Consider the following 26,390-nt stretch of genomic DNA (forward strand, 5'->3'; position numbering starts at 1 on the left):
CGGCGATTGATGGGCAGTGATCTCGGCACAACAGACGGCAAGCCAAATATCGGCAAATTACCGCCGCAGCACCGCGCTCAGCACGTCCCTGATGCCGATCGCGCCGACGAAGCGCGACTGATCATCGAACAGCGCCACGGGCGCAGTCTGCGATCGGTGCATGGCCAGCATCACGGTCTTCAGCGACGTTCCGGGATTGGCCCAGAACACCTGAGCCGCTTCCTCGGACTGGCCTTCGACGTCGGCGCAGGACACCCATACCGCCGGCTTGCCGTCACGCTCGGCCGCCGCCACAAGGCCATGATCGTCGATCTTGAAGCGCGTCGTCTTGCGCCGGTCGAGCCACACCCAGCCGTCCTTGCCCTGTTCGAGATCGCGGCGGTCGCGCATCACGTTCCAGGCGGTCAGCACCGACAGCGGATTCACATTGGCGATGAAGTCGCGGACATAATCGTTGGCCGGCTTGAGCACGATGTCCTCCGCCGCGCCGGTCTGCACGATGCGTCCGCCCTCCATGATTGTGATGTGGCTGCCGATCTTCAGCGCTTCCTCGAGGTCGTGGCTGACGAAGATGATGGTCTTCTTCAGTTCGGCCTGCAGCTGCAGCAACTCGTCTTGCAGCTTGGTGCGGATCAGCGGGTCGAGCGCCGAGAACGGCTCGTCCATCAGAAGGATCGGCGCCTCGGTGGCGAAGGCGCGCGCCAACCCGACGCGCTGCTGCATGCCACCCGAAAGCTCATGCGCGTATTTCTTCGACCACTGCTCGAGATTGACCAGCTTGAGCTGCCTGTGCACGCGCTCCTTGCGCTCGGCGTCCGGCACGCCGGCAAGTTCGAGGCCAAGCCCGACATTCTCTTCCACCGTCCGCCACGGCAGCAGGCCGAACTGCTGGAACACCATGGCAACCTGCTTCTGCCGCAGGCGCCGCAAGGTAGCCTCGTCGCAGGTGACGACATCGACGGTGCGGTCGCCATCCTTGACCAGAACCTGGCCGCGCGAGACGACGTTCAGGCGATTGACCGCTCTCAGCAGTGTCGACTTGCCCGAGCCGGACAGACCCATGAGGACGGAAATCTCGCCCTCATGCACGGTGAGGCTGGCGCCGGCGCAGCCGAGCACATTGCCGGTCTGCTCGAGGATCTCGGCGCGCGTCGCACCCTTGTCGATCAGCGCCAGCGAACCCGTCTGGTCGGCGCCGAAGACGATATCGACGTTCCTGAAATCGACGGCGACGGTCATTTCTTGCCTCCAACGCCAATGCGGGTCATGCGGTCGAGCACGATGGCGAGCACGACAATGGCGAGCCCGGCCTCGAGGCCGAGATCGATGCGGCGCGAACCGAGCGCGCGGTTGATCTCGGTGCCGAGCCCGCCGGCGCCGATCAGCGCCGCGAACACCACCATCGACAGCGACAGCATGATCGACTGGGTCAGGCCCGCCATGATGGTGGGCAGCGCCGAGGGCAGCTCGACCTTCCACAGCAGCTGGCTCCTGGTGGCGCCGAAGGCCTCGCCGGCCTCGATGATCGATTTGGGCACCGAGACGACGCCGAGATGCGTGAGCCGGACCGCGGTCGGGATGACGAAGATGATGGTGACGATGAGGCCGGGCGCGTTGCCAAGGCCGAACAGGGTCAGCACCGGGATCAGGTAGACGAAGGTCGGCAGCGTCTGCATCAGGTCGAGCACCGGCAGCATGAAGCGGTAGACCTTCGGCTTGTGCGCCGCCCAGATGCCGAGCGGCACGCCGATGGCCATCGCCATGGCGGCGGCGGCCACGACCAGCACCAGCGTCTGCACCGTCTGCTTCCACAGGTTCTGGTTGATGATGAAGATCAGCCCGAGGAAGACGCCGATGGCGAGCGGGCGCGAACGCTGCAGCAGCCAGGCGATGATGGCGATGATGAGCGCCAGCAGCACCGGCGGCACCACCAGCAGGAGGTCGACCAGGCCGTCGAGGATGAAGTTCAGGCCGTTGGAAAAGGCCCTGAAGACGGTGTCGAAATTGTCGGTGAGGAACCCGAAGAACGCCTTGCCCCATGGGCCGATGGGAATCTTGTAGCTGACCAGGAATTTGGAAATCGGATCCATCTTGCCCCCTCTCCTACCGGCATCGCCCTGCCGCGGTGTCCGCTGTCGTCACGTCATCTTCTCACAGCATATGAAAAAGGGCAGCCTTTTCCAGTGGCTGCCCTTTTGTTCTCACGCGTGCATGCCGAAGTCAGTCGGCTCAGCTCCCCAGTGCGGTCTTGATGGCCGCTGCCGCATCGCCGCCGTCGAAGGTGGTCACGCCGGCGATCCAGGGTGTCACGGCATCCGGATTTTTCTTCAGCCAGTCGGTGGCGACAGTCTGGGCGTCGCCGCCCTTGAGGATGGCGTCCATCAACTGGCCCTCCATGTCCAGGTTGAACTTGAGGTTGGCAATGAGCTTGCCGGCGTTCGGGCACTCGGTGGTGTAGCCCTTGCGCACATTGGTGTGGACGGTGGCGGCACCGAAGCCGCTGTCGCCCATGCCGTCGAGATAGGTGATCTTCATGGCGCCCATCACCGGGTGCGGCGTCCAGCCGAGGAAGGCGATCCACTCATTGTTCTTCATCGACTGCTCGGCCTGCGTCAGCATGCCGGCCTCCGAGGATTCGACCAGTTCGAAGCCTTCGAGATTGTCCTTCGGGTTCTTGATCATGTCGAGGATGATGCGGTTGCCGTCATTGCCGGCCTCGATGCCGTAGATCTTGCCGTCGAACTTGTCCTTGAACTTGCCGAGGTCGGTGAGTGTCTTGACGCCGGCATCCGCCACATAGGTCGGCACGACGATGCCGTAGCCGGCGCCGGTCAGGTTCGTGCTGATGGTCTCCACCGAACCGTCGGCCGTGTAGTCCTTGATGTCGTTGGTCATCGACGGCATCCAGTTGCCCAGGAAGACATCGAGGTCCTTGTTCTTCAGCGACGCCATCGTCACCGGCACCGACAGCTGGATTACCTGCGGCTCGTAGCCGAGCGCCGTGAGCAGCACCGAGGCGATGCCGGTCGTCGCCTGGATATCGGTCCATCCGACATCGGAAAGGCGTACCGCCTTGCAGCTAGCCGGATCCCCGGCGAAGGCAGCGCTCGTCGACAAGAAAGCCGCAAGGCCGAGGCCTGCGACGAAGGAATTCATACGCGACATGAACTTTCTCCCATTTCGATTCTTTGGCGAGGCGAAGTCACGGTTTTTGTGCCCGCCTTGTTTCGTCAGCCAAACACCATTCTCGTGCGGTTTCAAGCATTAAGGCAATCACGATCAACGGCGCTGGCTGGCCGATCAGCGACACGTCAGCCGCTTTTTCCATGCGAGCCGGCTTTTTTGGTGGAAGGCCTGCCAGGGGCCTTCCCCGGGCCCGGCCAAGTGGGCTTAAAAGGGCGCCATGGCCAAACTGTATTTCCACTACGCGACGATGAATGCGGGCAAGACGACGATGCTCCTGCAGGCGTCGTACAATTACCGCGAGCGCGGCATGACGACGATGCTGTTCGTCGCCGGCCACTACCGCAAGGGCGACACCGGCCTGATTTCGTCACGCATCGGACTGGAAACGGAAGCCGAGATGTTTCGTGACGGCGACGACCTGTTCGCCCGCGTCGCCGAACATCATCAGCACGGTGCAGTGCATTGCGTCTTCGTCGACGAGGCGCAGTTCCTCGAGGAGGAGCAGGTCTGGCAGCTCGCCCGGATCGCCGACCGGCTCGACATCCCGGTCATGTGCTATGGCCTGCGCACGGATTTCCAGGGCAAGCTGTTTTCCGGCTCGCGCGCGTTGCTGGCCATAGCCGATGAGCTGCGCGAAGTGCGCACCATCTGCCGCTGCGGCCGCAAGGCGACGATGGTGGTGCGCCTCGGCCCCGACGGCAAGGTCGCTCGGCAGGGCGAACAGGTGGCGATCGGCAAGGACGTCTATGTCTCGCTCTGCCGTCGCCACTGGGAAGAAGAAATGGGTCGCGCCGCCCCCGACGATTTCATCGGCTTTGTCGCGCCTTGACCGGGCTGTGGCATCACGGCCGCCACACTTGCCGCCATCGATCGGCTTTCGCGATCCCGCCACGATGCAGCGTTTGTTAAGGCCCCGGTCCTATTCTGCGTCCTCTCGTTCCAGCCAGAACTCGTCGGGGATAGCCATGTTTCGAGCCGCTTCGTCTGCCGCAGCCTTTCTGCTTGCCGGCGTCCTTGCCGCCCATGCCGGCGGCGATCCGGCACTGGGCAAGAGGGTCTTCAACCGATGCATGGCCTGCCATGAAGCAGCGAGCGACCGCGACAAGGTCGGCCCGCATCTGATGGGTGTCGTCGGCCGCGCCGCCGGCAGTGCCGAGAGCTTCCTCGGCCATTACTCCGAAGCGATGAAGAGTGCAGGCGCCGCCGGTCTCGTCTGGGACGAGGCCAACCTCGCCGAGTATCTGAAGGCGCCGCGGCAAAAAGTGCCCGGTAACAAGATGGCCTTTGCCGGCCTGAACAACGACGAGGACATCGCCAATGTCATCGCTTATCTGAAGGCCGATCCCAAGCCCTGAGCCAGGATTATTCCGTCCCCGCGATGGACGCCGAGCTGCCACCGTCCTCACCGCGCTCAATGCTCCGTCGGATTTCAGGCATTCGTGGCAGCGGGGGACTGAATGCCTGGCCGACATCCGCCGACGTTGAAGTTCAATGACAGTTGAACCACGCGTATTCCAAACGATCCTTTCGCCATGATCGCGGATCGATTGCGTTTCAAGGGCGTGGGCAAGGTTTTTGTTTTCGAAGCGCCCCTGTCTTCACGTCTTTCAATCCCCTGAAGCCCCACATATATTCGCCGCTGTTCGCAATCAGCGACCTGATGCCGGAGCGGGAGGCCCTTATGGCGACATTGCAGAATTTCGATGCCGAAATTGCCAGGACCAAGCAGGTCGTCCAGGACATGCGCACCAAGATAGATCAGTCCGGCGCCGTGCTCGACAAACTTGCCACCGCCGACAAGAAGATCGGCGACGCCAATTTCGATATCGAGAACGCCCGCATCGAAGACGTGCTGAAGCAACAGAAGGTGATGGAAGGCAATATTGCCGACCTGATCATCGGGCTGGAGGACGCCACCAACGTTTTCGGCGCCGAGTTCGAGAGCATGAAGAACTACACCGGCTGGGAAAACTTCATCGGCATCTTCTCCAGCCAGCGCAAGCAGCGTCTGCGCACCGACCGCGTCCGCAACATGTCACTGGCGGGCAACCTGCAGGAATTGCTGGCCAAGTCCGACACCATCGTCGGCATATTGAAGGCGCAGAAAGAAGTCCTCGACCAGCGCTACAAGACCTCCGAGACCAGCCTGTCGCAGGTTATCGAGCGCCGCAAGGCCACCATGTCCAACCTGGAAACCGTGCAGAAGCGCATCGAGGAGCTCAATCCGATGCTGCTCGACATCGAAAACAAGATCGCGGCCTCCACCAGCCAGAAGGAACGCACGCAGCTCGAAGGCGAACGTTCCAAGCTCGCCACGGAATACAATGAGAAGCAGGCCAAGGAACAGGAGTTGCTGGCCGAGAGCCAGACGCTGGAGCGCTACACCTCGATGTTCCAGACCTTCGTCGATTCGCTCAACAACCAGATCGCCGCACAGTCGACCCTGATCAACAAGCTGACCATCGACACCGAGCAGCGCATCGTTCTCTACAAGGCGCTGGAGGATTCGCTGAAGACCGCGGCTCAGCAGGACGTCGCCCACAAGATCAACACGCTGGGCAGCCAGGTCGACAACACCGCCGAGGAGACCATGGCCGGCATTGGTGCCGCCTCGCAGAAGCACATTGGCGACCTGCTCGAGATGCACGAGAAGAACATGGTGGCCACCGCCGACATCCAGCGCCGCAAGAAGCTGGCCGACGACGCCTTCGCCCGCCGTTTCGACGAAGTGCTGAAGAAGCACAATTCGGCCAATTACGTGCAGTCGTAATTGCCGCCCGCACCGGTGCGACAATGCCATGGCCAATAGCATGACCTCCGAAAACGACGCGGCGGCGCGGTATTTCTCGGCAATCACGGCAGCGCTCAGCGGGCTGGAAGTGTTCATGCGCGACGATCGCTCGCCGCTCTACCGGCACGGCATCGTCGCCAAGATCGTCGCCGAATACATCGCCCGGCTCGACAAGTCGTTCTCCTGCTGGCGCAACCGGCTGGGCTTCATGGACACGTTCCGCATTTCGCGCGCCGAAAGCGGATTCCCGGTGTTCCAGAACCTGCTCGAGCTCGAAAACGACCGCCGCCAGGCTGACACGCGGCTCGCCAACATCCCACTGGCCGACGAATTGCGCGAGGAGATGGCCGACTTCATCCTGCGCCACAAGGAATTCCCCCAAGCGCTGCAGAAGTCGATGGCCGAGAGGCTTTATCTCGAGGACGTCAAGAGCGAGCAGACCTTCGGCCCCTTCACCCTGGCGCAGACGGCCAAGGTTTCCGTCAATCCGAAGACGGCGCGGCCCTACTACCTGGTCCATTGGGCGACCTTCGACGGCAGCGCCAACCTGCCGCTGGTCTACATGGTGACGGTGGAAGATTCCTCCGAAGACATGATCCGCCAGCTCGTCGACCGCAATGGCAAGCTCAACGACCAGATCGACATTCCATTGCCAGTCGATGGCCTGCTCAATCCCGAGCTTGCCCATCGCTTCGACGATTTCACCGAGAAGAACTCGGCCTATACGCTGTCGCCGGCAACGATCGCCGTCAATCTCGACAAGGACTTCGAGCCGCTGCACCCCAAGCAGCTTCGGCGCGTCGTGCTCGGCCCCTTCTATTCGGCCGGGATCACCGACAACAATTCTACGGTGACCGAGGTTCTGGCCAAGGTGCGCAAGCCGGAGAACGCCTGGCTGCTGACCTGGACCATCCAGGAGGTCTACTCCAAGGGCGAAAAACCCGGCCGCAAGGGGCTGTTTTCGAGCGAGAAGACGACGCAGGAGTTCTTCATCAACACCGACGACCTCGAGGCCGCGCGCCAGGGCGTGTCGAGCTACGAAAACCACGCATTGATCCCGCACGAGGCCTACCAGGCGCTCTATGCCGCCGGCGAGGCGCAGAAGATCTTTTCCGGCTACAAGGTCCATATCCTGTCCAACGGACAGGTCATCTCGGACGTCTGACCGTCACACCACGGAGCAACCTTCATGGATACCGGCCTGACCACCATCCCGGAAGCGGCGATCGAGAAGCACCGCGCCATCGCGCAGAGCTTCATCACCCGCATCGTCGTGCTGGAAGACCCGTCCAGCTCCTCCGGCACCGCGCTTGCCGGCACCAAGCGCCGCTTCGTCTCCACCGTCTCTGTCGGTTCGGTGCGCCGCACGCGCGAGGTCGAGCTGGCGAAGACCGTCGGCGCCGTTCACCCCGACGACCAGTTGCTGACCATCCCGCAGCACACACTTTTGTTTCGTGCCCGGCGCGGTACGGCGCTCGCGCTCGCCATATCGGATGTTTTCGCCGAAGGCTCGGATCTCGAAAGCCTGCAGGCCAGGAACACCCGCGCTCCCCTCGAAGGCGACGAGGCCACCACCTTCAAGAAGCTTCTGTCGGCCTCGGCTTACATTTCCGCCTTCAGCCTGTCCTCCTACCTGTTCCAGCTCATCGACAGCGATAGCGAGGCGCCCAACGACATTCCCGAGCCGGATTTCCTCTTCGACACGCCGCAGGACGCGGTGAAGTCGATCCTGGCCGGCCTAGACAAGGCGATTTCGGGTGCATCCGACGATGCCGACCTGATGACCAGGGCGCGCGCCTTCGCCCGTGTCGCCATTGACGGCCTCCTGGCGCGAAAAGGCCGCTTCGACGGCATCGGCCCATTCGAGAACGCGCATATCCGCATCGATGCCGACGATTTCACGCTCGACGGCTTCGACGTCGCGCCGGGCAAGCGTTCCAAGCCGCTGGTGATGTCCTTCAAGAAGCCGGAAGAGGTCGTCGGCAACCACATCGCCAAATATCAGTCGGTCAAGCTCGCAAAGATGCTGATGGCCTATGATTTCGAGCGCGAGCTGAACCCGTTCGTCGAGCTCGGCGGCTTCCTGTTCACCTTCATCGGCGACGGCGCGCCGGGCACCGGCAAGACGACCCTGATCCAGATGATTGCCGGTCTTGTCAATGGTTACTGCCAGGTCGCCGGTTATCCCTTCGCCTACGAGAATTTCGGCGTCGACCAGATCTCGTCATATCAGGGCAAGTCCGGCCAGAACTGCCGCCAGTTCATCAACAATGTATTGAACCCGCGCGTCATCGGCTTCGGCACCATCGACGACATCGACCAGGTGGCGGCGCGCCGTTCCGACGACCGCGCCTCGGCCGGCCAGCAGGAGATCACCGGCGTGCTGATGGACGCCTTCGCCGGTGCCGCCACAGTGGTGCGCGGCAACTGCTCGTTCGGCATGTTCTCCAACTATCCCGAAAATGTCGACGATGCGCTGCGCCAGCGCGCCGGCGCCCGCTGGCTGGTCGACGGGCCGCAGACGCGTGACGATTACATCGACATTTTCGTGCTGCTCGCCGGCAAGAACCACAAGATCCCGCTCGGCGACCACGAACTCTACGCCGCGCAGGAGATCCAGCGCGCCGTGGCCGAAGCCTATGAGGAGCACGAGAAGCCGCAGGAGGACGGGCTGATGCGGGTCCATGAGCGCTACATGAAGGAGAATGGCGCGCCCAAGACCATGGCCGACATCGGCACCTATCTGCACCTGATCAAGCAGGCCGAGCCGCGCTTCACCGGCCGCGCCATCAAGAACGTCACCGACGCCATCAAGATGCGCGCCATGGACATCGAGCTTCCCGACGACTGGTTCGAAAAACCAGAGGTTTTCATGCACAAGAGCTATGACGAGAAGAAAGTGATGATCGAGCAACTGCGCGGCCCGTTCTCGATGGACATGGTCATGCAGGAGATCAACCGCTACGCCGACAGCGAGTTCCGCTACTCCGACAAGTCCGACGACTCCGCCGTGGAAAAGCTGCTGCGTGACGCGCGGCTGCGCGAACGGGCAGCGCGTGAGATGGAGGAGATGAAGAAAAAGGGGCTGTGGAATGCGTGATGCGCTCCGGCCTTTCCTTCTCCCCTTGTGGGAGAAGGAATAATGGCCCGCAAACCCGATCTCCTGCGCGACAACGAGCTCATTTACGGCCGGCTGCTCGTCGTCGACGAGCCGCATCTCATCGAGCGCTACAACAAGGCGCTTGCCGCCTTTGGCCTCGAGCCCACCAAGCTGAAGAGCTTCCAGATCGACCGCACCGGTTTTTCGCCGGAAGTGGCGGAGGAATGCGGCGACCACGGCTACCTCGATCCCAATGAGGTCAACCGCCGCTTCATCATCCTGACGCCGTCGCAGATCGACCTGCCGGTGGTGCACACCGCCTTCTCCAACACCTCGCAGCTGATGTTCGAGTTCATGTCCAGGAATCAGCGCGCCATCGACGCGCTGACCATCAAGGATGTCATCTACGGCGAGATCGAGGATTCCATTCCCAAGGTCAACGATATCGAGGATCTGCTGTCGATCAACCAGGTCGAGTTCAAGGTGCTGTCGGCCGAAGATGTGCTGGGCAAGGCCGCGGAGCTCGGCAAGCTCGTCGACCGCCTGAAACAGGAGCCTGACGCCTGGCGCGACAACGCCATGCTCACCCGCATGGTGGAACTGGCCAAGATCTGCGGCGACATCCGCGAGAACGCGCTGGTGCCCGACCAGGTAATCTTCCGCCACAACGCCTACTGGACCAGTCATTTTGGCGGGCTTTACGTGTTCGTCGACCCCGACATGACGACCGTCATCAGCGATCCGGCGGCCCCCGGTTTCCGCCGCTCGCGGCCGTGGCAGGTAAGCTATCTCTCGATCAAGGACGCCGACAAGGTGTTCAAGTTCCTCGCCGCCACCGGCCGCATCGAACTGCCGCGCGCCTCCTGGATCGAAGCCTCGGGCTATCTCGAGCACCGCGCCGAGATGGTGGTGCGTGCGCTGATCCGCGACGCCGAGCCGAACCGCAATCTGACCGACGTCGACAAGGTCTGGCTGCAGACCTGGATCCAGGGTCATGCCGACCTGATCACCAGGGACGGCAATTTCCCCTTCCTCAACGCCGCCAAGCGCGAGATTGCCCAGCTCGGCCATCTCAAGATCGAGGATGTGTTCCCGCAGCAGCGCTTCCTGGTGGTCCGCGCCAAGCCCGACCATCCCGACGCCTGGCTGACCAACCGGCTGATCTCGGATTTCGTGCCGTCGGACTTCGTCTCGCGCTACGTCTTCAACAAGCAGGGCTTCTACAAGGACTATGAGGACTTCAGCGACGCCTGGCGATCGCATGTTGTGGACATTCTGAAAACCACATATCTGAAGGACAAGGTGGCGTTCCGCACGCGCCTTTACGGCCTGACTGACTAGAACGAAACCGGCCGTCATTTCGTTCTAACTTGTTGTTTTGGCGCATGATGTTATCCAAAAAGTCCGCAACTTTTTGACATTATGCTTTGAGGGGGTGACACAGCCATGCTCGATCCGATCGTGAACTTCTTCGTCAGGATTTTCCAATGGATCGGCCGCGGCATCGGGCTTCTGATCGGCGTCATCTTGTGGCCGTTCATCTGGGCCGGGCGCTGGTATACGCAGCGCGGTTGGATCCTCAAGGCCGTGCTCGGCCTCGCCTTGCTCGTGCTGCTCGGCCTCTATGCCAATTTCTTCTACGCCACACAGTGGTGGAACAATTTCAACCCGAACTATCCCGACACCTACACGTTCGAGAAGCGCAACATCTCGGCGGGCGAACAGGTAGCCGCCGGTGCCGGTGCCGACACTGCCAGGACCTGCGGCAACTCCGGCATCGCCCAGATTGCCGCCGATTTGACCGACTTCAACGTTAACCAGAATGCCTGGATCTCGTCGATGATCCTCTACAAGCTCGGCCTGTTCGGCATCAGCTGGGACAACACGCCGTGGATGGACAACAAGGCCTCGTTCCAGCGCGGCATCAACCAGGCGGTGCGCCGCACCGCGACCGAGCTCGCCGACAATCTCGGCCGTGTGCGCACGACATCGCAGATCGACGCCGACCTGCAGGATGCGCGCGGCAATCTGCAGTTCGACGAGTACACCTGGTATTTCGGTGTAAGCCCGTTCGGCCCGAAGACGCCGACCCCGAGCTATTATCGCGACGCCGTGCGCAAGCTGCGCTCCTTCAACGCCCGCCTCGCCACCTGCCAGGCCACCTTTGATGCCCGTGCCGACAATCTGAAGCAATATATCGACCGTATCGCCAGCGATATCGGCTCGACCTCGGCCATCCTCAAGGAACGTGCCGAAAACCATAACAATGGCTGGTTCGATTTCCGCGCCGACGACCGCTACTGGTTCGCCTATGGCCAGCTCTACGCCTATTACGGACTGATGAAGGGCGCGCAGGCCGACTTCGAGGACGTCATCAAGGAAAAGCACCTGCAGAGCCTGTGGGATACGATGGACGCGCAGTTCGTCTCGGCGCTGCGCATCCAGCCCTTCATCATCGCCAATGGCCGCGAGGACGGCTGGCTCCTGCCCACGCATCTGACGACCATGGGCTTCTATGTGCTCAGGGTGCGTTCCAACATGGTCGAAATCAGCAACGTGCTGACGCAGTAGGGCTGGTCGGCCCAATGCATGTGGCTCAAAAGTGGTCCGGCCTGGGGAGAACGACATGCATGGAGACAAATGCCTGAAGCGCGATGCGCTTTAGGCCGGCGATGGCGGATTTGCGCCGCCTTGTCTGTCGCATTCCGTGCATTGCGCGGCTGTTTTGAGACGGCGGACGCGTCCCCGCTCTGGCTTCTATACGGCGCGGCAAGCGGAGCCAGAAAGAACCGGAGGCAGGTCGGCCCGCCGCAGAGGAATTTTCTTCATAGGAAACATAGTTGCATGAAAGTTGACGCCACGGCAGCGAGAGGGCTAGAACATGCCCTTGCCCGCGCGGCGTATCGAACATGCACCAGTGATCAACCCGTCCCCTCCACCGTCCAATCCAGAGGAAAGCCGTCATGGCAGAAGTGAAGTCCGACATCGAGATCGCCCGCGGTGCGAAGAAAAAACAGATCCAGGAGATCGGCGCCAAGATCGGCATCCCGACCGAACACCTTTTGCCCTATGGCCATGACAAGGCGAAGGTCTCCGCCGAATTCATCAAATCGGTGAAGGGCAACAAGGACGGCAAGCTGATCCTGGTCACCGCCATCAACCCGACCCCGGCCGGCGAAGGCAAGACGACCACCACCGTCGGCCTCGGCGACGGCCTGAACCGCATCGGCAAGAAAGCGATCATCTGCATCCGCGAAGCCTCGCTCGGTCCGAATTTCGGCGTCAAGGGCGGTGCGGCCGGCGGCGGCTACGCGCAGGTCGTGCCGATGGAGGACATGAATCTCCATTTCACCGGCGACTTTCATGCCATCACCACCGCGCACAACCTCCTGTCGGCGTTGATCGACAACCACATTTACTGGGGCAATGAGCTCGGCATCGACACCCGCCGCGTCGCCTGGCGCCGCGTCATGGACATGAACGATCGGGCGCTGCGCGAGATCATCTGCTCGCTCGGCGGCGTCGCCAACGGCTATCCGCGCGAGGCCGGGTTCGACATCACCGTCGCCTCGGAGGTCATGGCCATCCTGTGCCTCGCCACCGACCTGAAGGACCTGGAGAAGCGCCTGGGCGACATCATCGTCGCCTATCGCCGCGACAAGTCGCCGGTCTATGCCCGCGACCTCAAGGCCGACGGCGCCATGGCCGTGCTGCTCAAGGACGCCATGCAGCCGAATCTGGTGCAGACGCTGGAGAACAATCCGGCCTTCGTGCACGGCGGCCCGTTCGCCAACATCGCGCATGGCTGCAACTCGGTGGTCGCCACCACGACGGCGCTCAAGCTTGCCGACTACGTCGTCACGGAAGCCGGCTTCGGCGCCGACCTCGGCGCGGAAAAATTCTTCGACATCAAGTGCCGCAAGGCCGGGCTGAAGCCGGCGGCGGCGGTCATCGTCGCCACCGTACGCGCCATGAAAATGAATGGCGGCGTCAAGAAGGAAGACCTCGGCAAGGAAAACATCGAGGCGGTGAAGAAGGGCTGCGCCAATCTCGGCCGCCACATCGAGAACATCAGGCAGTTCGGCGTGCCGGCGGTAGTTGCCATCAACCACTTCTACTCCGACACGGATGGCGAAATCCAGGCGATGAAGGATTATGTCGCCTCGATGGGCGAAGAGGCGATCCTGTGCAAGCACTGGGCCAACGGCTCGGCCGGCATCGAGGATCTCGCCAAGAAAGTGGTGGCGCTGGCCGAATCCGGTGCCTCGCAGTTCGCGCCGCTCTATCCCGACGCCATGCCGCTGTTCGAGAAGATCAACACCATCGTCCAGCGCATCTATCGCGGCTCGGAAGCGATCGCCGACAAGTCGGTGCGCGACCAGTTGCACGCCTGGGAGCAGGCCGGCTACGGCCACTTGCCGGTGTGCATGGCCAAGACGCAGTATTCCTTCTCGACCGACCCGAACCTGCGCGGTGCGCCAACCGGCCACACCGTCCCGGTGCGCGAGGTCAGGCTTTCGGCGGGTGCCGGCTTCGTCGTCATTGTCTGCGGCGAGGTCATGACCATGCCCGGCCTGCCCAGGGCGCCGTCGTCGGAAAAGATCTTCCTCAACGAAGCCGGCCAGATCGAAGGCCTGTTCTAGAAATCCTCAATTCCAAAAAGTGCAAAGGGCGCCGCAGCGATGCGGCGCCCTTTGTATTTCCGCAGACGACTACGCAGCGTTGCGAGCCAGCGCCCGCTGGTTGGAGCCGAAGATCGTATCGCGTTCCGGCAAGGTGCCGGTCTTCAGGCACTCGATCCATTCGGCGGTCTTGAGCACGGCGGCGAAGCGCGACTGCAGGATGATTGTCACCACGCGGTGGATCTCCTCGGCCGAGGCATAGCCCGCGCTGTTGGCGTAAGGCACCGAGCCGGTCGCGTCGGACAGGAACTCGACGGCAAAGCCCATATGCACGGCGTGGATGATGGTCGACAGGTCGCAATTATGCGTCATGTAGCCGACCACCACGATCGTATCGATGGCGTTGGCGCGCAGCCACTCTTCGAGATCGGTGCCGGTGAAGGCGGAAGGCAGCGTCTTCTCGACATAGTGGTCGCGTGGCCGCCTCGATATCTCGGGATGCAATTCCGCGCCATGGCTGCCCTTGGCGAAGATTGGCGACGTCTCCGGCGCCATCTGCTTGACGACCACCACCTTGATGCCGGCCGCTGCTGCCGCGTCCATTGCGCGCGCCACGTTGACGACGCTGTCGCGGAACGGCGGATGCTGGATGGCGAGATTGCCGCCGTCATAGTCATTCTGGACGTCCACGACGACGAGCGCGCGGCGCGGCGTCTTGCTGGCTGGTTCGGACATGATGCATTCCTTTGAGGCTTGATGTGATGCCCGAGCATAGGTCCGCCACCATCGGACGAAAGTGGCCCGATTGACATCATTCGAAAGAATTGGGACAATCCGCCATAACCCGCGCAGAAATCCCTGGCAAAGACATGACCCACCCGATCGTCGCCGTCCTCGCCTTCGACGGCATCAGCCCGTTCCATCTCTCCGTCCCTTGCCTGGTGTTCGGCGAGGATCGCACATCGTTCGGCCTGCCGCGCTTCGACTTCCGCATCTGCGCGATCGAGGCCGGGCCCGTCCACACCGAGGCCGGGCTGAGCGTCGCCGCGCCGCATGGGCTTGAGGGGCTCGACGGCGCCGACATCGTCATCGTGCCGAGCTGGCGGGATCTCGAAGACCCGCTGCCGGAACTGCTGACGCAGGCACTGCGGCGGGCCCACCGCAATGGTGCCCTGATCGTCGGCCTTTGCCTGGGAACGTTCGCAGTCGCTGCTGCCGGACTGCTTGGCGGTCGGCGTGCGGCCACGCATTGGGCCTACGCCGAGCGGCTTCAGAAGCTTCATCCCGACATCGCGGTGGATGCCGAGGTGCTCTATGTCGACAATGGCGACGTGGTGACGTCGGCCGGCGTCGCGGCCGGGCTCGACTGCTGCCTCCATATCGTTCGCGCCCGCTACGGCGCCGAGGCAGCACTGCGGCTCGCGCGGCAGATCGTGCTCTCCCCGCACCGGCAAGGCGGACAGGCGCAGTTCATCGAGCGCCCGCTGGCGAGGAGCGCCGATACCGACAGGTTCACACAAGCACTCGACGCGGTGCGTGCGACGCTCGGCGATGCGCACAGCCTGGACCGCGTCGCCGAAGCCGCCGGCCTGACCCGGCGCACCTTCACCCGCCGCTTCCAGAAATCGATCGGCACCAGTTTCGGCGATTGGCTGATCGAGCAACGGCTTGAACTGGCGCAGCGTCTGCTCGAGGCGACGGAAAAATCGATGGACGTCGTGGCCTTCGAGGCCGGCTTCGGCAGCGCCGCTTCGCTACGCCAGCATTTTTCGGCGCGTCTCAGGACCTCCCCGGCGCAATACCGGCGTGAATTTTCCAGGCGGGCCGACCAGGGCGACCGGTCGCCGCACGCGCTTTCGCACTGAGCGCCCGCCGGGCACTCAACCGCGTTTGACCGCCCGCGCCGGATTGCCGACCACCGTCATGTTCGCGGGCACGTCGCGCGTCACCACGGCGCCGGCGCCGACGATGGCGCCCTCGCCGATGCTGACGCCGCCGAGGATGACGGCACTGCCGCCGATCCAGGCATCGGCACCGATCTCGACCGGCCTGGCGATTTCCAGCCCGGCTTGTCGCCCCGCGGCCTCCCTGTGATGCTCGGCGCAATAGATCTGCACATTGGGGCCGAGCAGCGTTCCCTTGCCGATGCGCACGCTTGCCGTGTCGAGAATGATGCAGCCGGCATTGAGAAAGACGCCGTCCCCGAGAAAGATGTTGAAGCCATAGGCACAGTGGACCGGCGCCTCGATGCGGGCGCCCTCGCCCGCGCCGCCGAGCAGATCCCGCAAGGCAGGCCCGATGTTGCCGCGCTGACGGGGCGCAAGCGAATTGTGCTCGAATACGGCGCCCGCAGCCACGCCACGCAGCGCCTCCAGTTCGTCATCCATGCACGTATACCACTCGCCCGCCGCCATTTTTGCGCGTTCGCTCTCAGCCATGCGGTGCCTCCGTCATCATTGCCACGCACCGTTGCGGCGTAAGAGAGCGCCTATGCAAGTACTGGCCAAATACCGGACCTATGGTAGCCTGCCTTTTCAGGGCTGTCCCGGCCCGGGATCGAGGGGGATCAACATGCTTTACATTCTTGCACTTCTGATCGGGGTCATTGCCGGCCTGCGCGCCATGACCGCGCCGGCCGCCGTCGCCTGGGGCGCCTGGCTCGGCTGGCTGCCGGTTGCCGGCACCTGGGCAAGCTTCATGAGCCACTGGGCCGCTGTCGGCATTTTCACTATCCTGGCCATCGTCGAGCTGGTCACCGATCAGTTGCCGTCGACGCCGAGCCGCAAGGTGCCGCAGCAATTCGGCGCCCGCATCCTGCTCGGCGCCTTCAGCGGCGCCGTGATCGGCGCCACTGGCGGCGCCACCATCGTCTGCCTGATCGCCGGCGCCATAGGGGCCGTCATCGGCACGCTCGGCGGCGCGGAGGCGCGCGGCCGGCTGGCGGCCGCCTTCGGCAAGGACCAGCCCGCGGCCTTCATTGAGGATGCGGTCGCAATCGTCGGCGGCCTCTTGATCGTGGCGGCGGTGGCATGACGGCGAAAACCTTCGATGCCATCGTCATCGGTGCCGGCCAGGCCGGCCCTTCGCTGGCCGGCCGGCTGACCGCGGCCGGCATGAGCGTGGCGCTGATCGAGCGCAAGCTGGTCGGCGGCACCTGCGTCAACACCGGCTGCATGCCGACCAAGGCCATGGTCGCCAGCGCCTATGCCGCGCATCTGGCGCGGCGCGCCGCGGACTATGGCGTGACCCTCTCCGGCCCGGTCGGCGTCGACTATGCCAGGGTCAAGGCGCGCAAGGACAAGGTGTCGAACGACGCCCGCGGCAATCTGGAAACCTGGATCGCCGACATGGATAAATGCACGCTCTATCGCGGCCATGCGCGTTTCGAATCCGCCAACACGGTGCGCGTCGGCGATGATCTCCTGACCGCCGGCAAGATCTTTCTCAACACCGGCGGCCGCGCATCGGTACCGGATCTGCCCGGCATTCACGACATCGACTTTCTCACCAACTCTTCGATGATGGACCTCGACGTGTTGCCGCGCCACCTCGTGGTGGTCGGCGGCAGCTACATCTCGCTCGAATTCGCGCAGATGTTCCGCCGCTTCGGCGCGGAGGTCACGATTGTCGAAAAGGGCTCGCGGCTGATCGGCCGCGAAGACGAGGATGTGTCCGACGCCATCCTGTTGATCCTCGAAAACGAAGGCATCGCGGTCCATCTCGGCGCCGACGCCATAAGCTTCGCCAGGCAGGGCGAGGATATTGCTGTTGCCTTCTCCGCCGGCAAGCCGCCGGCCGTCGGCTCGCATGTGCTCCTGGCTCTGGGGCGAACGCCCAATACCGACGATCTCGGCCTCGACCAGGCCGGCATCGAGGTCGACAAACGCGGCTTCATCACCGTCGACGACCAGTTGCGCACCAGCGTGCCCGGCATCTGGGCGATGGGCGACTGCAATGGCAAGGGCGCCTTCACCCACACGTCCTACAACGATTACGAGATCGTTGCGGCCAATTTGCTCGACAATGATCCGCGCAAGGTCACCGACCGCATCGAGGCCTACGCTCTGTACATTGACCCGCCGCTCGGCCGCTGCGGCATGACCGAGGCGTCGGTGAAGAAGTCGGGACGCCGCGCGCTGGTCGGCCAGCGGCCGATGACCCGTGTCGGCCGTGCCATCGAGAAAGGCGAGACGCAAGGCTTCATGAAGATCCTCGTCGACGCCGACACAAGGGAAATCCTCGGCTGCTGCGTGCTTGGCCCCGGCGGCGATGAAGCCGTGCATTGCGTGCTTGATCTGATGTATGCCAAGGCACCTGTGGACACGCTGGCGCGCGCCATGCACATCCACCCCAATGTCTCGGAACTGCTGCCTACCATCGCCCAGGAGTTGAAGCCGCTGGTCTGAACTCCGGCTCAGCCGGTCGGTTCGGCCGCTCGGGCGGGTTCGGTCAGGGTCGTCTAGCCCGGCAGGGCACGGCACAAGCACCGCTGCCAGTGCCTCTTTGCTCTCCGCTTTCTGCATTGCTGCATTGCGGCAATGGCGCTTGTGCGCCATGGGGCGCTCGCGCAGTTTCCATTTGAACCGATTCAGTCTGGACCTCCCATGCCTTTGCCGATCCTTGCGCTTGCCATTGCGTCCTTCTGCATCGGCACCACCGAATTCGTCATCATGGGTCTGCTGCCGGAGGTCGCCGCCGACCTTGGCGTGACCATTCCCGCGGCCGGGCTGCTGGTCACGGGCTATGCGCTGGGCGTGGTCTTCGGCGCGCCAATCGTGGCGATGGCCACCGCGCATCTGCCGCGCAAGCCGGTGCTGGTCGGACTGGCCGCACTGTTCGTCGTCGGCAACCTGCTCTGCGCCATCGCGCCCAATTACTGGATGCTGATGGGCGCGCGCGTCTTCACCGCCTTCGGCCACGGCGCCTTCTTCGGCATCGGTTCGGTCGTCGCCGCCAGCCTGGTGCCCCGCAACAAGCGTGCCAGCGCCATCGCGCTGATGTTCGCCGGCCTGACGCTGGCTAACATCCTCGGCGTTCCCGCCGGAACGGCGCTTGGCGAAGCCTTCGGCTGGCGCGCCACCTTCCTGGCGGTGGTCGGCATCGGGCTGATCTCGGTCGCGGCGATCGCTTGGCTAGTGCCGCCGGATGTCACTGAACCAAGCGGCGACGGCTTGCGCGGCGAATTGCGCGTGCTCGGCAAGCTGCAGGTGTGGCTGGCCATGCTGATCGCGGCGCTCGCCTCAGCCAGCCTGTTTGCCGTCTTCACCTACATCAAACCCTATCTCACCGACGTGTCCGGCCTCTCGACTTCAGCGGTCACCTGGGTGCTCTTGCTGTTCGGCGCCGGCATGACCATCGGCAACATCATCGGCGGCCGGCTGGCCGACTGGAAGCTGATGCCGACGGTCATCGGCACGCTGCTGCTGCTGGCGGTCCTGTTTGTCGGCTTCATGCAGTTCGGCGCTATCGCCAGTGTCGCCATAGGCATCGTCTTCCTGTGGGGCATGCTCGTCTTCGTCGTCGTGCCGCCGTTGCAGATCCGTGTCGTGGAAGCCGCTTCCGAGGGACCGAACCTTGCCGCCACGCTGAACCAGGGCGCCTTCAATGTCGGCAACGCCAGCGGCGCCTGGATCGGCGGCGTGGCGCTCTCCTGGGGCGTTTCCTATGCCAACCTGCCGCTGGTGGGCGCGGCACTCGCTCTGCTGGCGGTCGCCGTAGCCGTTGCCTCGCGGGCACTGGACCAGCGCGCTCCGGTCGTCACTCTTCAACCTGCCGCGCAGTAGCTGCTTGCGCCCATAGCGCGACAGCCTGGACCAATCGACAAGCGCACAGTCGAAGAGGAATGTCTTCTCGCCTCTCGACGGAGAAAGACCCCATGCAGAAATCGATCGAACGCATAGCCGGCGACAGCGAGGGCGTTTCCTATGAATTCCCGCTGTTTCGCTTCGCTGGAACCGACGAATCCGCGCCTTCGGCCTATCTGCAGGCAGCACTCCATGCCGGCGAACTGCCCGGAGTAGTCGCCATTGACGCGCTGATGCCGATGCTGGCCAGGGCCGAGGCGGAGGGGCGCATCAAGGGCGACATCACCATCGTGCCCTGGGCCAATCCGATCGGCCGCGCCCAGTATCATTTCGGCGAACATCAGGGCCGTTTTCATCTGGGCACGCGCACCAACTTCAACCGCGGTTTCCCGCTGCTCGCCGCGCCCGACACGGCACTCCTGCCCGACACCGCGCATGGCACGCCCGACCAGCGGCTGAAGACGAGACTGGTGCAGCTTTCGCTCGGCCACGACATCGTGCTCGACCTGCATTGCGACGACGAGGGTCTCTCCTACCTGTATGTCCACACCAGCCTGTGGCCGGCAATGGCCGACTGCGCCGCCGCCATGGGCGTCGAGGCGGTGGTGCTGTGGAGTGAAGACACGGACGGCACTTTCGAGGGCGCCTCGATCATGCCCTATCAGAACGTTCCCGCGGATGTGGCGAAGCTCGACCGGCGCGTCGTCACGACGGTCGAATATCGCGGCATCCTCGATGTCGATGGCGCGTTCGCGGCGTCGGACGCCGCGGGGCTCTACCGGCTGCTGGTGGCGCGCGGCGTGGTCGCCGACCCGGCCCTGCCCTCACCCGGTGCCTTCACCGGGGTTGTCGCGCCGCTCGAAAACATCGACATGATGCCGGCGCCCCGGGCGGGTGCCGTGCTCTATGACGTGGAGCCCGGCGACCGCGTCGCCAAGGACACGCGGCTTGCCGTCATCGTCCACGCACCGGGCGAAGCCGATGGCCGCACCGAGGTGTTCGCGCCGCAGGCCGGCATCGTCCTGACCCGGCGCTCGCGCCGTATCATCCGCGCCGGCGAGGATCTGTTGAAACTGGTGGGCGACAGGAAGAGCGCCGACGCAAGGTCCGGCACACTGGAAGATTGAGCCTCCATCGAATCCAGTTGCGCGGTCGCTCAATCGCCGCTATGGGAATCGCCATGAACATGCGTTCGATCAAGACCGTTTGGTGGTGGGCCTGCTGACAGCGGCCTGTTCGAACGCGTGCGCGTGAAAAGAGAGGGTGGCCGCAGCGGAATGTCCGGGCGGCCATTTGTTTTTTCCAAGCCATTCCCGGGTCCGTTGCCCAAGAAGCTGATGGAGACGGCAATGACGATGAAGGTTCTGGACAACGGCGCAGAGAGTTTTGTGACCGGGGGTGGCATCACCATCACCCGCGAGCGCCACGACCGGCCCTATGAAGGCGCCATCGACGCCTATGTCGACGGGCTGAATGCGCGCCGGGGCGCGGTGTTCTCTTCGAACTATGAATATCCCGGCCGCTATACGCGTTGGGACACCGCCATCATCGACCCGCCTTTGGTGATCTCGGCGCGTGGCCGGTCCATGCGCATCGAGGCGCTGAACCGGCGGGGCGAGGTGCTTCTGCCGGTCATCGTCAAGACGCTCGGCGATATCGCCGAGATCACGATCGCCGAGGCGTCGAAAAAGCTGATCCGCCTCGACGTCGCCAAGCCGGGCCGTGTCTTCACCGAAGAAGAACGCAGCCGCGTTCCTTCCGTCTTCACGGTTCTGCGCGCCATCACCGCCTTGTTCAAGACCGCCGAAGACGCCAATCTCGGCCTTTACGGCGCCTTCGGCTACGACCTCGCCTTCCAGTTCGATCCGGTCGACTACAAGCTCGAACGCAAGCCAAGCCAGCGCGATCTCGTGCTGTTCCTGCCCGACGAGATCCTGGTCGTCGATCATTATTCGGCCAAGGCCTGGACCGATCGATATGACTACGCCGGCAAGGGTTTTTCGACCGAAGGCCTGCCGCGCGACGAGATCGCCGAGCCGTTCAAGACTGCCGACCGTATCCCGCCGCGCGGCGACCATGAACCCGGCGAATACGCCAATCTTGTGCGCCGCGCGATGGACTGCTTCAAGCGCGGTGACCTGTTCGAGGTCGTACCCGGGCAGATGTTCTACGAACGCTGCGAGACCCAACCCTCCGAGATTTCGCGCAAGCTGAAGTCAATCAACCCCTCGCCCTATTCCTTCTTCATCAATCTGGGTGAAGGCGAATACCTGATCGGCGCTTCGCCCGAAATGTTCGTGCGCGTCAACGGCCGCCGTGTCGAGACCTGCCCGATCTCGGGCACGATCAAGCGTGGCGACGACGCCATTTCCGACTCAGAGCAGATCCTGAAGCTGCTCAATTCCAAGAAGGACGAATCCGAGCTCACAATGTGCTCGGATGTCGACCGCAACGACAAGTCGCGCGTCTGCGAGCCGGGTTCGGTGCGCGTCATCGGCCGCCGCCAGATCGAGATGTATTCGCGGCTTATCCACACGGTTGACCATATCGAGGGCAGGCTGCGCGAAGGCATGGACGCCTTCGACGCGTTTCTCTCGCACGCCTGGGCGGTGACCGTCACCGGCGCGCCGAAACTATGGGCCATGCGCTTCATCGAGCAGAACGAGAAGAGCCCGCGCGCCTGGTATGGCGGCGCCATCGGCATGGTCAATTTCAACGGTGATATGAACACCGGCCTGACACTGCGCACCATCCGCATCAAGGACGGCATTGCCGAGGTGCGTGCCGGCGCCACATTACTGTTCGACAGCATTCCCGAGGAAGAAGAAGCCGAAACCGAACTGAAGGCCTCCGCCATGCTCTCCGCCATCCGCGACGCCAAGACGGGCAATGCCGCCAGCACCGAGCGCACCACCGCGCGCGTCGGCGACGGCGTCAACATCCTGCTCGTCGACCATGAAGACAGCTTCGTCCACACGCTGGCCAATTACTTCCGTCAGACCGGCGCCAATGTCTCGACCGTGCGCACCCCCGTGCCGGAAGAAGTTTTCGACCGGCTGAAGCCGGATCTCGTCGTGCTGTCGCCTGGTCCCGGCACGCCCAAGGATTTCGACTGCGCCGCCACCATCGGACGAGCGCGCGCCCGCGAGCTGCCGATCTTCGGCGTCTGCCTCGGCCTGCAGGCGCTGGCCGAGGCCTATGGCGGCGAATTGCGGCAGCTGCATGTGCCGATGCACGGCAAGCCGTCGCGCATTCGCGTCTCCAAGCCCGGCATCATCTTCTCCGGCCTGCCCAAGGAAGTCACCGTCGGCCGTTACCATTCGATCTTCGCCGATCCGGTGCGGCTACCCGACGATTTCGTGGTCACCGCCGAGACCGAAGACGGCGTCATCATGGCCTTCGAGCACCGCAAGGAGCCGATCGCCGCGGTGCAATTCCATCCGGAATCGATCATGACGCTCGGCCACAATGCCGGCATGCGCATCATCGAGAACATCGTCGCCCACCTGCCGCGCAAGGCCAAGGACAAGGCCGCCTAGAGACGATGGTCGAAACGCGGGACACGATGGCGGTCGCGGCGAAGGCCGCGACCAGGCGCAAGGTCGCAAGGCTTGCCTTCTGGTCGATCGTCGTCGCTTGTGTGGTGCTCGCACTCAAGCTTGCCGCCTGGTACATCACCGGTTCCGTCGCACTCTATTCGGACGCGCTGGAATCGATCGTCAACGTCATCGCCTCGGCCGCCGCGTTCTGGGCGATCCAGGTCAGCTACAAGCCTGCCGACCAGGACCATCCGTTCGGCCACCACAAGGCCGAGTATTTCTCGGCCGTCCTGGAAGGCGTGCTGATCGTGGTCGCGGCACTCCTGATCCTGAACGAGGTCTGGCAATCCTGGCTCCACCCCGTCCCGCTCCAGCAGCCTTGGGAAGGGCTTGCCGTCAACGGTGTGGCGACGGTCATAAACGCCTTCTGGGCCTGGGCGCTGATCCGTACAGGGCGCAACGCAAGATCGCCGGCACTGGTCGCCGACGGCCAACACATCATGACCGACGTCGTGACCTCGGTCGGCGTCTTCGCCGGCCTTGTCGGCGCGGTGCTGACCGGATGGCAGATCCTCGATCCGGCGCTGGCCGTGATCGTCGCGCTCAACATTCTTTGGCAGGGCTGGCATGTTATCGGCTCGTCGATGAACGGGCTGATGGACCGCGCAGTCGACACCCAGGAGCATATGCGCATCCGCGACATCATTTCGGCCAATTGCAAAGGCGCGCTCGAAGTGCACGACCTCAAGACACGCATCGCTGGCCGCGCCACCTTCATCGAATTCCATCTCGTCGTCGATGCCGACATGTCGGTCGGCGCCAGCCATGTCATCTGCGACCGCATCGAGGATGCGCTGCAGGCGGAAATCCCTTCCGTGCGCGTCACCATCCATGTCGAGCCCGATGATGAGGCCAAGCTGCCGAAGGGCACGACGGCGGTGCCGTTCGCGTGAGGCAGTTCACCACGTCTCGACTGACAGAGCTTTGATCCGCTCGAAGTCCCGGATATTGCGGGTCATCAGCGTAAGATCGCGCGCGCGCCTGCCCACCAATCAACGCATCGTAGGGACCAATTGGAGTTCCCAATGTGGCAAGCGTTGCCCGAATTTCTCCGGCATGTCTCGCGTCTTCCCGATCGAATTCGAGCACAGGAAACTGCAGAGCCTCGATACGCGCCAAATTTTCGACCCGTCGCTAGCTCTTTTCAGCACCATAGTACAGTTCGTGCACGACGATAGGCGAGACGGCAAAGTCCTGCGGCCTATGCCGTTTCAGCAGGCAAGCAGACCCTCATCGCCCTTCATGACCGCGATGACGGCATTGGTGTCGAGCAGGTAGATCACTTGAAGACGTCGCCCAAGGCAGCTCGATCCTGCCCGTCCTGACGTTCCAGCGCTGCCTCTGCGAAATCATTATCAAGCGGTCCAATCACTTGGTCGAGCCACGCCCAGTCCTGCGCAAGCGGTTCCAAGATGACGGTTTGCCCGTGACGGCGTATCGAGACCTCCTCTGTGTCGAAACGGAACTCCTTCGGCAGGCGCACGGCTTGGGACCTGCCTGACCAGAACACTTTTGCTTTGTCCATCGTGCTATCCTCAAATGAGATATAGCAAAGATATATCCCTTCGCGCTGACCTAAACAGGGCTCCGCTCAAGGCGCGCAAGCCGATTGCGGCATCGGTTCCAGCCGGTAGATCTTATCGTCCGACTTCGTCTTGCCGTCGGCTGCCTGTGAACAGAAATCGACGATCGCCAGGCTGTTGTTGGGATTGGCCAGCATCATCATGCCATTGGCGCCGCGCTTGAGGAAAATCTCCTTCTGCGTGATATCGCAGGAGAAATCGCTCATCTTCGAACTCGCCGCGCAGCGCCACTGGTCGGCCTCGCCCTGGCAGGAATAGACCTGCGTGACCTTGCCCGACTGTTGCCGCGTCGTGACCGAAACGGCGATGTCGGCGCCGTCAGGCCAATTGGCAAGGTCGCCGCCCGCCGCGAATGAAGCCAGTTCGACCGGCCCACGGAACACGCGGATCGACTGCGTCAGTTGGTCGGGATGCGAACCGAAATGCGCGGCATCGTAGTCGCGTCCGTAGCAGAAGGCCTGGTCGGGCTTCAGCCGGTCGCGCAGCGGCGGACCCATCGCTGGGTCGATCGGGTCGATGCGGGCGAACTCCGCCTTGCAGGTCGCTGCCGGCATCGGGTCGAGACGGAAATTGTCGTCCCGCGACCCCAGCGCCTGCCTGTTGTATTCAGTCGTGCCGAGTTCCTCCTCGGAACCGGCATCGAGATAGACATCGGGCTGCAGGTCCGAAAGGATCAGCCGGCCCTTGTGGTCGACTTTCAGCGACGCCAGCGTGCGGTCGCATTCCATGCCGCAATGGATCGGGTTTGATGCGCCATCCTCGGATTGGTGACTACACCAGCCGCCGGCCCATTCCGGAGCCTTGGCGCCACGCACCGTGGTGGTGACGAAGCCATTGTAGGACGTGCCGGCATTCGCGGCCGGTTCCTCGTTCGGCCTGCTGACCGGATCATGGCCGTAGTAGAAGAAGATCCGGGCCACCTTCTGCTCCGGATGCGCCTTGAGGTGGTTGGCATCGTAGATGCGGCCGAAACAGGCGTCCTGACCGTTGGGACTGAGTTCGGTGAGCTTGGCCGCCTCGTCGGCGAAAGCCGTCGCGCCCAGCAGGCTCAACAAGGCCGCTCCGGACAGGACGCTTGCCAGTCTCTGTTCGAACGCCATGTGACCCCTCCGCATCGGCAGGACGCGACGCCGATTTATGCTACACTCGGCGTCGCGGCCACGCAATTCGCGGCCATCTGTCAACCCGGGGGGAACCATCGCCATGCGTCGACGCGACATGTTCCGCGCGATTCTCGTCGGAGCCGGCACGCTGATTGGACTGCGGGTGGCGCAAGCCGCGGCCACCGAGGCCACGAGATTGAAGGTCGCCTATCATCTCAGTGACCTCGACAAGGTCAATTTCGTGCTGGGCAACATCAAGAACCATTACGAAGGCACCGGCGGCAATGTCGATATCGCGCTGGTCGTCCATGGTCCGGCTCTTGCCGGTTTCAAGTCGAAGGGCATATCGGCGGCGATCTCCGGTCGTTTCACCGGTCTCGTCCAGCAAGGGCTCGATCCGCATGCCTGCGCCAACACCATGCACGGCATGGATATTTCGCTCGCCGACCTGCTCGACGGTTTTCATGCGGCCGACAGTGGCGGCGTCGTCAAGCTCGCCGAACTGCAAAGCCAGGGCTATGCCTATCTCAGGCCTTGAAGCTGCATGGACTGAATGCAAGGGTAGCAAGACCAGCTAAGAACCGCGAAATCCCGGAGAAACG

The 26,390-nt window shown here is 63.3% G+C and carries 24 protein-coding genes and 1 pseudogene; 16 read left to right on the forward strand and 9 right to left on the reverse strand.

Translation table 11 applies throughout. The annotated features are described in order from the left end of the window. Positions 1-57: 57 nt before the first annotated feature. From choV to FJ867_RS29330, 4 genes are all read right to left on the reverse strand, one after another. Positions 58-1,239, reverse strand: coding sequence for a choline ABC transporter ATP-binding protein (gene choV, locus FJ867_RS18900; protein ID WP_140818204.1), 1,182 nt, complete (start codon positions 1,237-1,239; stop codon positions 58-60). Further along, positions 1,236-2,090, reverse strand: a complete 855-nt coding sequence (gene choW / locus FJ867_RS18905) for a choline ABC transporter permease subunit (protein ID WP_140496060.1) — start codon at positions 2,088-2,090, stop codon at positions 1,236-1,238. Before choW ends, choV begins: the two co-directional genes overlap by 4 nt. Before the next feature lie 139 nt (positions 2,091-2,229). Then, positions 2,230-3,165: a choline ABC transporter substrate-binding protein gene (locus FJ867_RS18910; RefSeq protein WP_140496061.1), complete on the reverse strand. Its 936-nt coding sequence runs from the start codon at positions 3,163-3,165 to the stop codon at positions 2,230-2,232. A 37-nt stretch (positions 3,166-3,202) separates the two neighbouring features. Further along, positions 3,203-3,328, reverse strand: a complete 126-nt coding sequence (locus tag FJ867_RS29330) for a hypothetical protein (protein ID WP_263483040.1) — start codon at positions 3,326-3,328, stop codon at positions 3,203-3,205. 75 nt (positions 3,329-3,403) lie between these two features. Between FJ867_RS29330 and FJ867_RS18915 the strand changes: the two genes are divergently transcribed. From FJ867_RS18915 to FJ867_RS18950, 8 genes are all read left to right on the forward strand, one after another. Beyond that, a complete protein-coding gene (locus FJ867_RS18915) occupies positions 3,404-4,015 on the forward strand; it encodes a thymidine kinase (RefSeq protein ID WP_140516940.1) in 612 nt (203 codons plus the stop codon). A gap of 136 nt (positions 4,016-4,151) precedes the next feature. Further along, positions 4,152-4,541 (forward strand): cytochrome c family protein, encoded by a 390-nt coding sequence (locus FJ867_RS18920; RefSeq protein WP_140496063.1) that lies wholly within the window; start codon positions 4,152-4,154, stop codon positions 4,539-4,541. A 326-nt stretch (positions 4,542-4,867) separates the two neighbouring features. Further along, positions 4,868-5,956, forward strand: a complete 1,089-nt coding sequence (locus tag FJ867_RS18925; RefSeq protein ID WP_140496064.1) for a hypothetical protein — start codon at positions 4,868-4,870, stop codon at positions 5,954-5,956. A gap of 40 nt (positions 5,957-5,996) precedes the next feature. Then, on the forward strand, positions 5,997-7,142 hold the full coding sequence (locus FJ867_RS18930) for a hypothetical protein (RefSeq protein ID WP_140624186.1): 1,146 nt from the start codon (positions 5,997-5,999) through the stop codon (positions 7,140-7,142). 24 nt (positions 7,143-7,166) lie between these two features. Next, positions 7,167-9,077 carry an ATP-binding protein gene (locus tag FJ867_RS18935; protein WP_140624187.1) on the forward strand — a complete coding sequence of 637 codons (1,911 nt, stop codon included), beginning with the start codon at positions 7,167-7,169 and terminating at the stop codon, positions 9,075-9,077. Between the two features lie 42 nt (positions 9,078-9,119). Further along, positions 9,120-10,418 carry a DUF6638 family protein gene (locus FJ867_RS18940; RefSeq protein WP_140624189.1) on the forward strand — a complete coding sequence of 433 codons (1,299 nt, stop codon included), beginning with the start codon at positions 9,120-9,122 and terminating at the stop codon, positions 10,416-10,418. Positions 10,419-10,523: 105 nt separating this feature from the next. After that, positions 10,524-11,648: a DUF2333 family protein gene (locus tag FJ867_RS18945; protein ID WP_140582174.1), complete on the forward strand. Its 1,125-nt coding sequence runs from the start codon at positions 10,524-10,526 to the stop codon at positions 11,646-11,648. A gap of 392 nt (positions 11,649-12,040) precedes the next feature. Beyond that, positions 12,041-13,720 carry a formate--tetrahydrofolate ligase gene (locus FJ867_RS18950; RefSeq protein ID WP_140624191.1) on the forward strand — a complete coding sequence of 560 codons (1,680 nt, stop codon included), beginning with the start codon at positions 12,041-12,043 and terminating at the stop codon, positions 13,718-13,720. Positions 13,721-13,789: 69 nt separating this feature from the next. Here FJ867_RS18950 and FJ867_RS18955 read toward each other — a convergent pair whose 3' ends face one another. After that, entirely contained in the window at positions 13,790-14,434 is a 645-nt protein-coding gene (locus FJ867_RS18955; protein ID WP_140516952.1) for a cysteine hydrolase family protein, read from the reverse strand. A 134-nt stretch (positions 14,435-14,568) separates the two neighbouring features. Between FJ867_RS18955 and FJ867_RS18960 the strand changes: the two genes are divergently transcribed. After that, complete coding sequence (locus FJ867_RS18960) at positions 14,569-15,564, forward strand: helix-turn-helix domain-containing protein (RefSeq protein WP_140624192.1); 996 nt, start codon at positions 14,569-14,571, stop codon at positions 15,562-15,564. Positions 15,565-15,579: 15 nt separating this feature from the next. Here the strand turns inward: FJ867_RS18960 and FJ867_RS18965 are convergent, their stop codons facing one another. Next, complete coding sequence (locus FJ867_RS18965) at positions 15,580-16,137, reverse strand: sugar O-acetyltransferase (protein ID WP_140624194.1); 558 nt, start codon at positions 16,135-16,137, stop codon at positions 15,580-15,582. 133 nt (positions 16,138-16,270) lie between these two features. On the opposite strand from FJ867_RS18965, the gene FJ867_RS18970 reads away from it, so the two are divergent. From FJ867_RS18970 to FJ867_RS18995, 6 genes are all read left to right on the forward strand, one after another. Continuing rightward, positions 16,271-16,732: a DUF4126 domain-containing protein gene (locus tag FJ867_RS18970; RefSeq protein ID WP_140516958.1), complete on the forward strand. Its 462-nt coding sequence runs from the start codon at positions 16,271-16,273 to the stop codon at positions 16,730-16,732. Next, complete coding sequence (locus tag FJ867_RS18975; protein WP_140686483.1) at positions 16,729-18,105, forward strand: FAD-containing oxidoreductase; 1,377 nt, start codon at positions 16,729-16,731, stop codon at positions 18,103-18,105. The genes FJ867_RS18970 and FJ867_RS18975 overlap by 4 nt, the downstream gene beginning before the upstream one ends. 198 nt (positions 18,106-18,303) lie before the next feature. After that, complete coding sequence (locus tag FJ867_RS18980) at positions 18,304-19,482, forward strand: MFS transporter (RefSeq protein WP_140496075.1); 1,179 nt, start codon at positions 18,304-18,306, stop codon at positions 19,480-19,482. A 92-nt stretch (positions 19,483-19,574) separates the two neighbouring features. Further along, complete coding sequence (locus FJ867_RS18985) at positions 19,575-20,630, forward strand: succinylglutamate desuccinylase/aspartoacylase family protein (RefSeq protein ID WP_140516964.1); 1,056 nt, start codon at positions 19,575-19,577, stop codon at positions 20,628-20,630. A gap of 222 nt (positions 20,631-20,852) precedes the next feature. After that, complete coding sequence (locus FJ867_RS18990; protein WP_140686482.1) at positions 20,853-23,042, forward strand: anthranilate synthase; 2,190 nt, start codon at positions 20,853-20,855, stop codon at positions 23,040-23,042. A gap of 5 nt (positions 23,043-23,047) precedes the next feature. Further along, on the forward strand, positions 23,048-23,995 hold the full coding sequence (locus FJ867_RS18995; protein WP_140561428.1) for a cation diffusion facilitator family transporter: 948 nt from the start codon (positions 23,048-23,050) through the stop codon (positions 23,993-23,995). A 6-nt stretch (positions 23,996-24,001) separates the two neighbouring features. On the opposite strand, the pseudogene FJ867_RS29075 reads toward FJ867_RS18995, so the two are convergent. The 3 genes and pseudogenes from FJ867_RS29075 to FJ867_RS19010 all read right to left on the reverse strand — a co-directional run bounded on the left by FJ867_RS29075 (position 24,002) and on the right by FJ867_RS19010 (position 25,785). Further along, positions 24,002-24,385, reverse strand: a pseudogene (locus FJ867_RS29075) (type II toxin-antitoxin system VapC family toxin). Further along, entirely contained in the window at positions 24,382-24,627 is a 246-nt protein-coding gene (gene vapB, locus FJ867_RS19005) for a type II toxin-antitoxin system VapB family antitoxin (RefSeq protein WP_140561430.1), read from the reverse strand. Before vapB ends, FJ867_RS29075 begins: the two are co-directional and overlap by 4 nt. 66 nt (positions 24,628-24,693) lie before the next feature. After that, on the reverse strand, positions 24,694-25,785 hold the full coding sequence (locus tag FJ867_RS19010) for a hypothetical protein (protein ID WP_140567143.1): 1,092 nt from the start codon (positions 25,783-25,785) through the stop codon (positions 24,694-24,696). Positions 25,786-25,888: 103 nt separating this feature from the next. Here FJ867_RS19010 and FJ867_RS19015 point away from each other — a divergent pair, with 103 nt between their 5' ends. Then, on the forward strand, positions 25,889-26,326 hold the full coding sequence (locus FJ867_RS19015) for a DsrE family protein (RefSeq protein WP_140524937.1): 438 nt from the start codon (positions 25,889-25,891) through the stop codon (positions 26,324-26,326). The last annotated feature ends 64 nt before the right edge of the window (positions 26,327-26,390 follow it).

This window comes from Mesorhizobium sp. B2-5-3 (assembly GCF_006441005.1).
GTDB lineage: Bacteria > Pseudomonadota > Alphaproteobacteria > Rhizobiales > Rhizobiaceae > Mesorhizobium.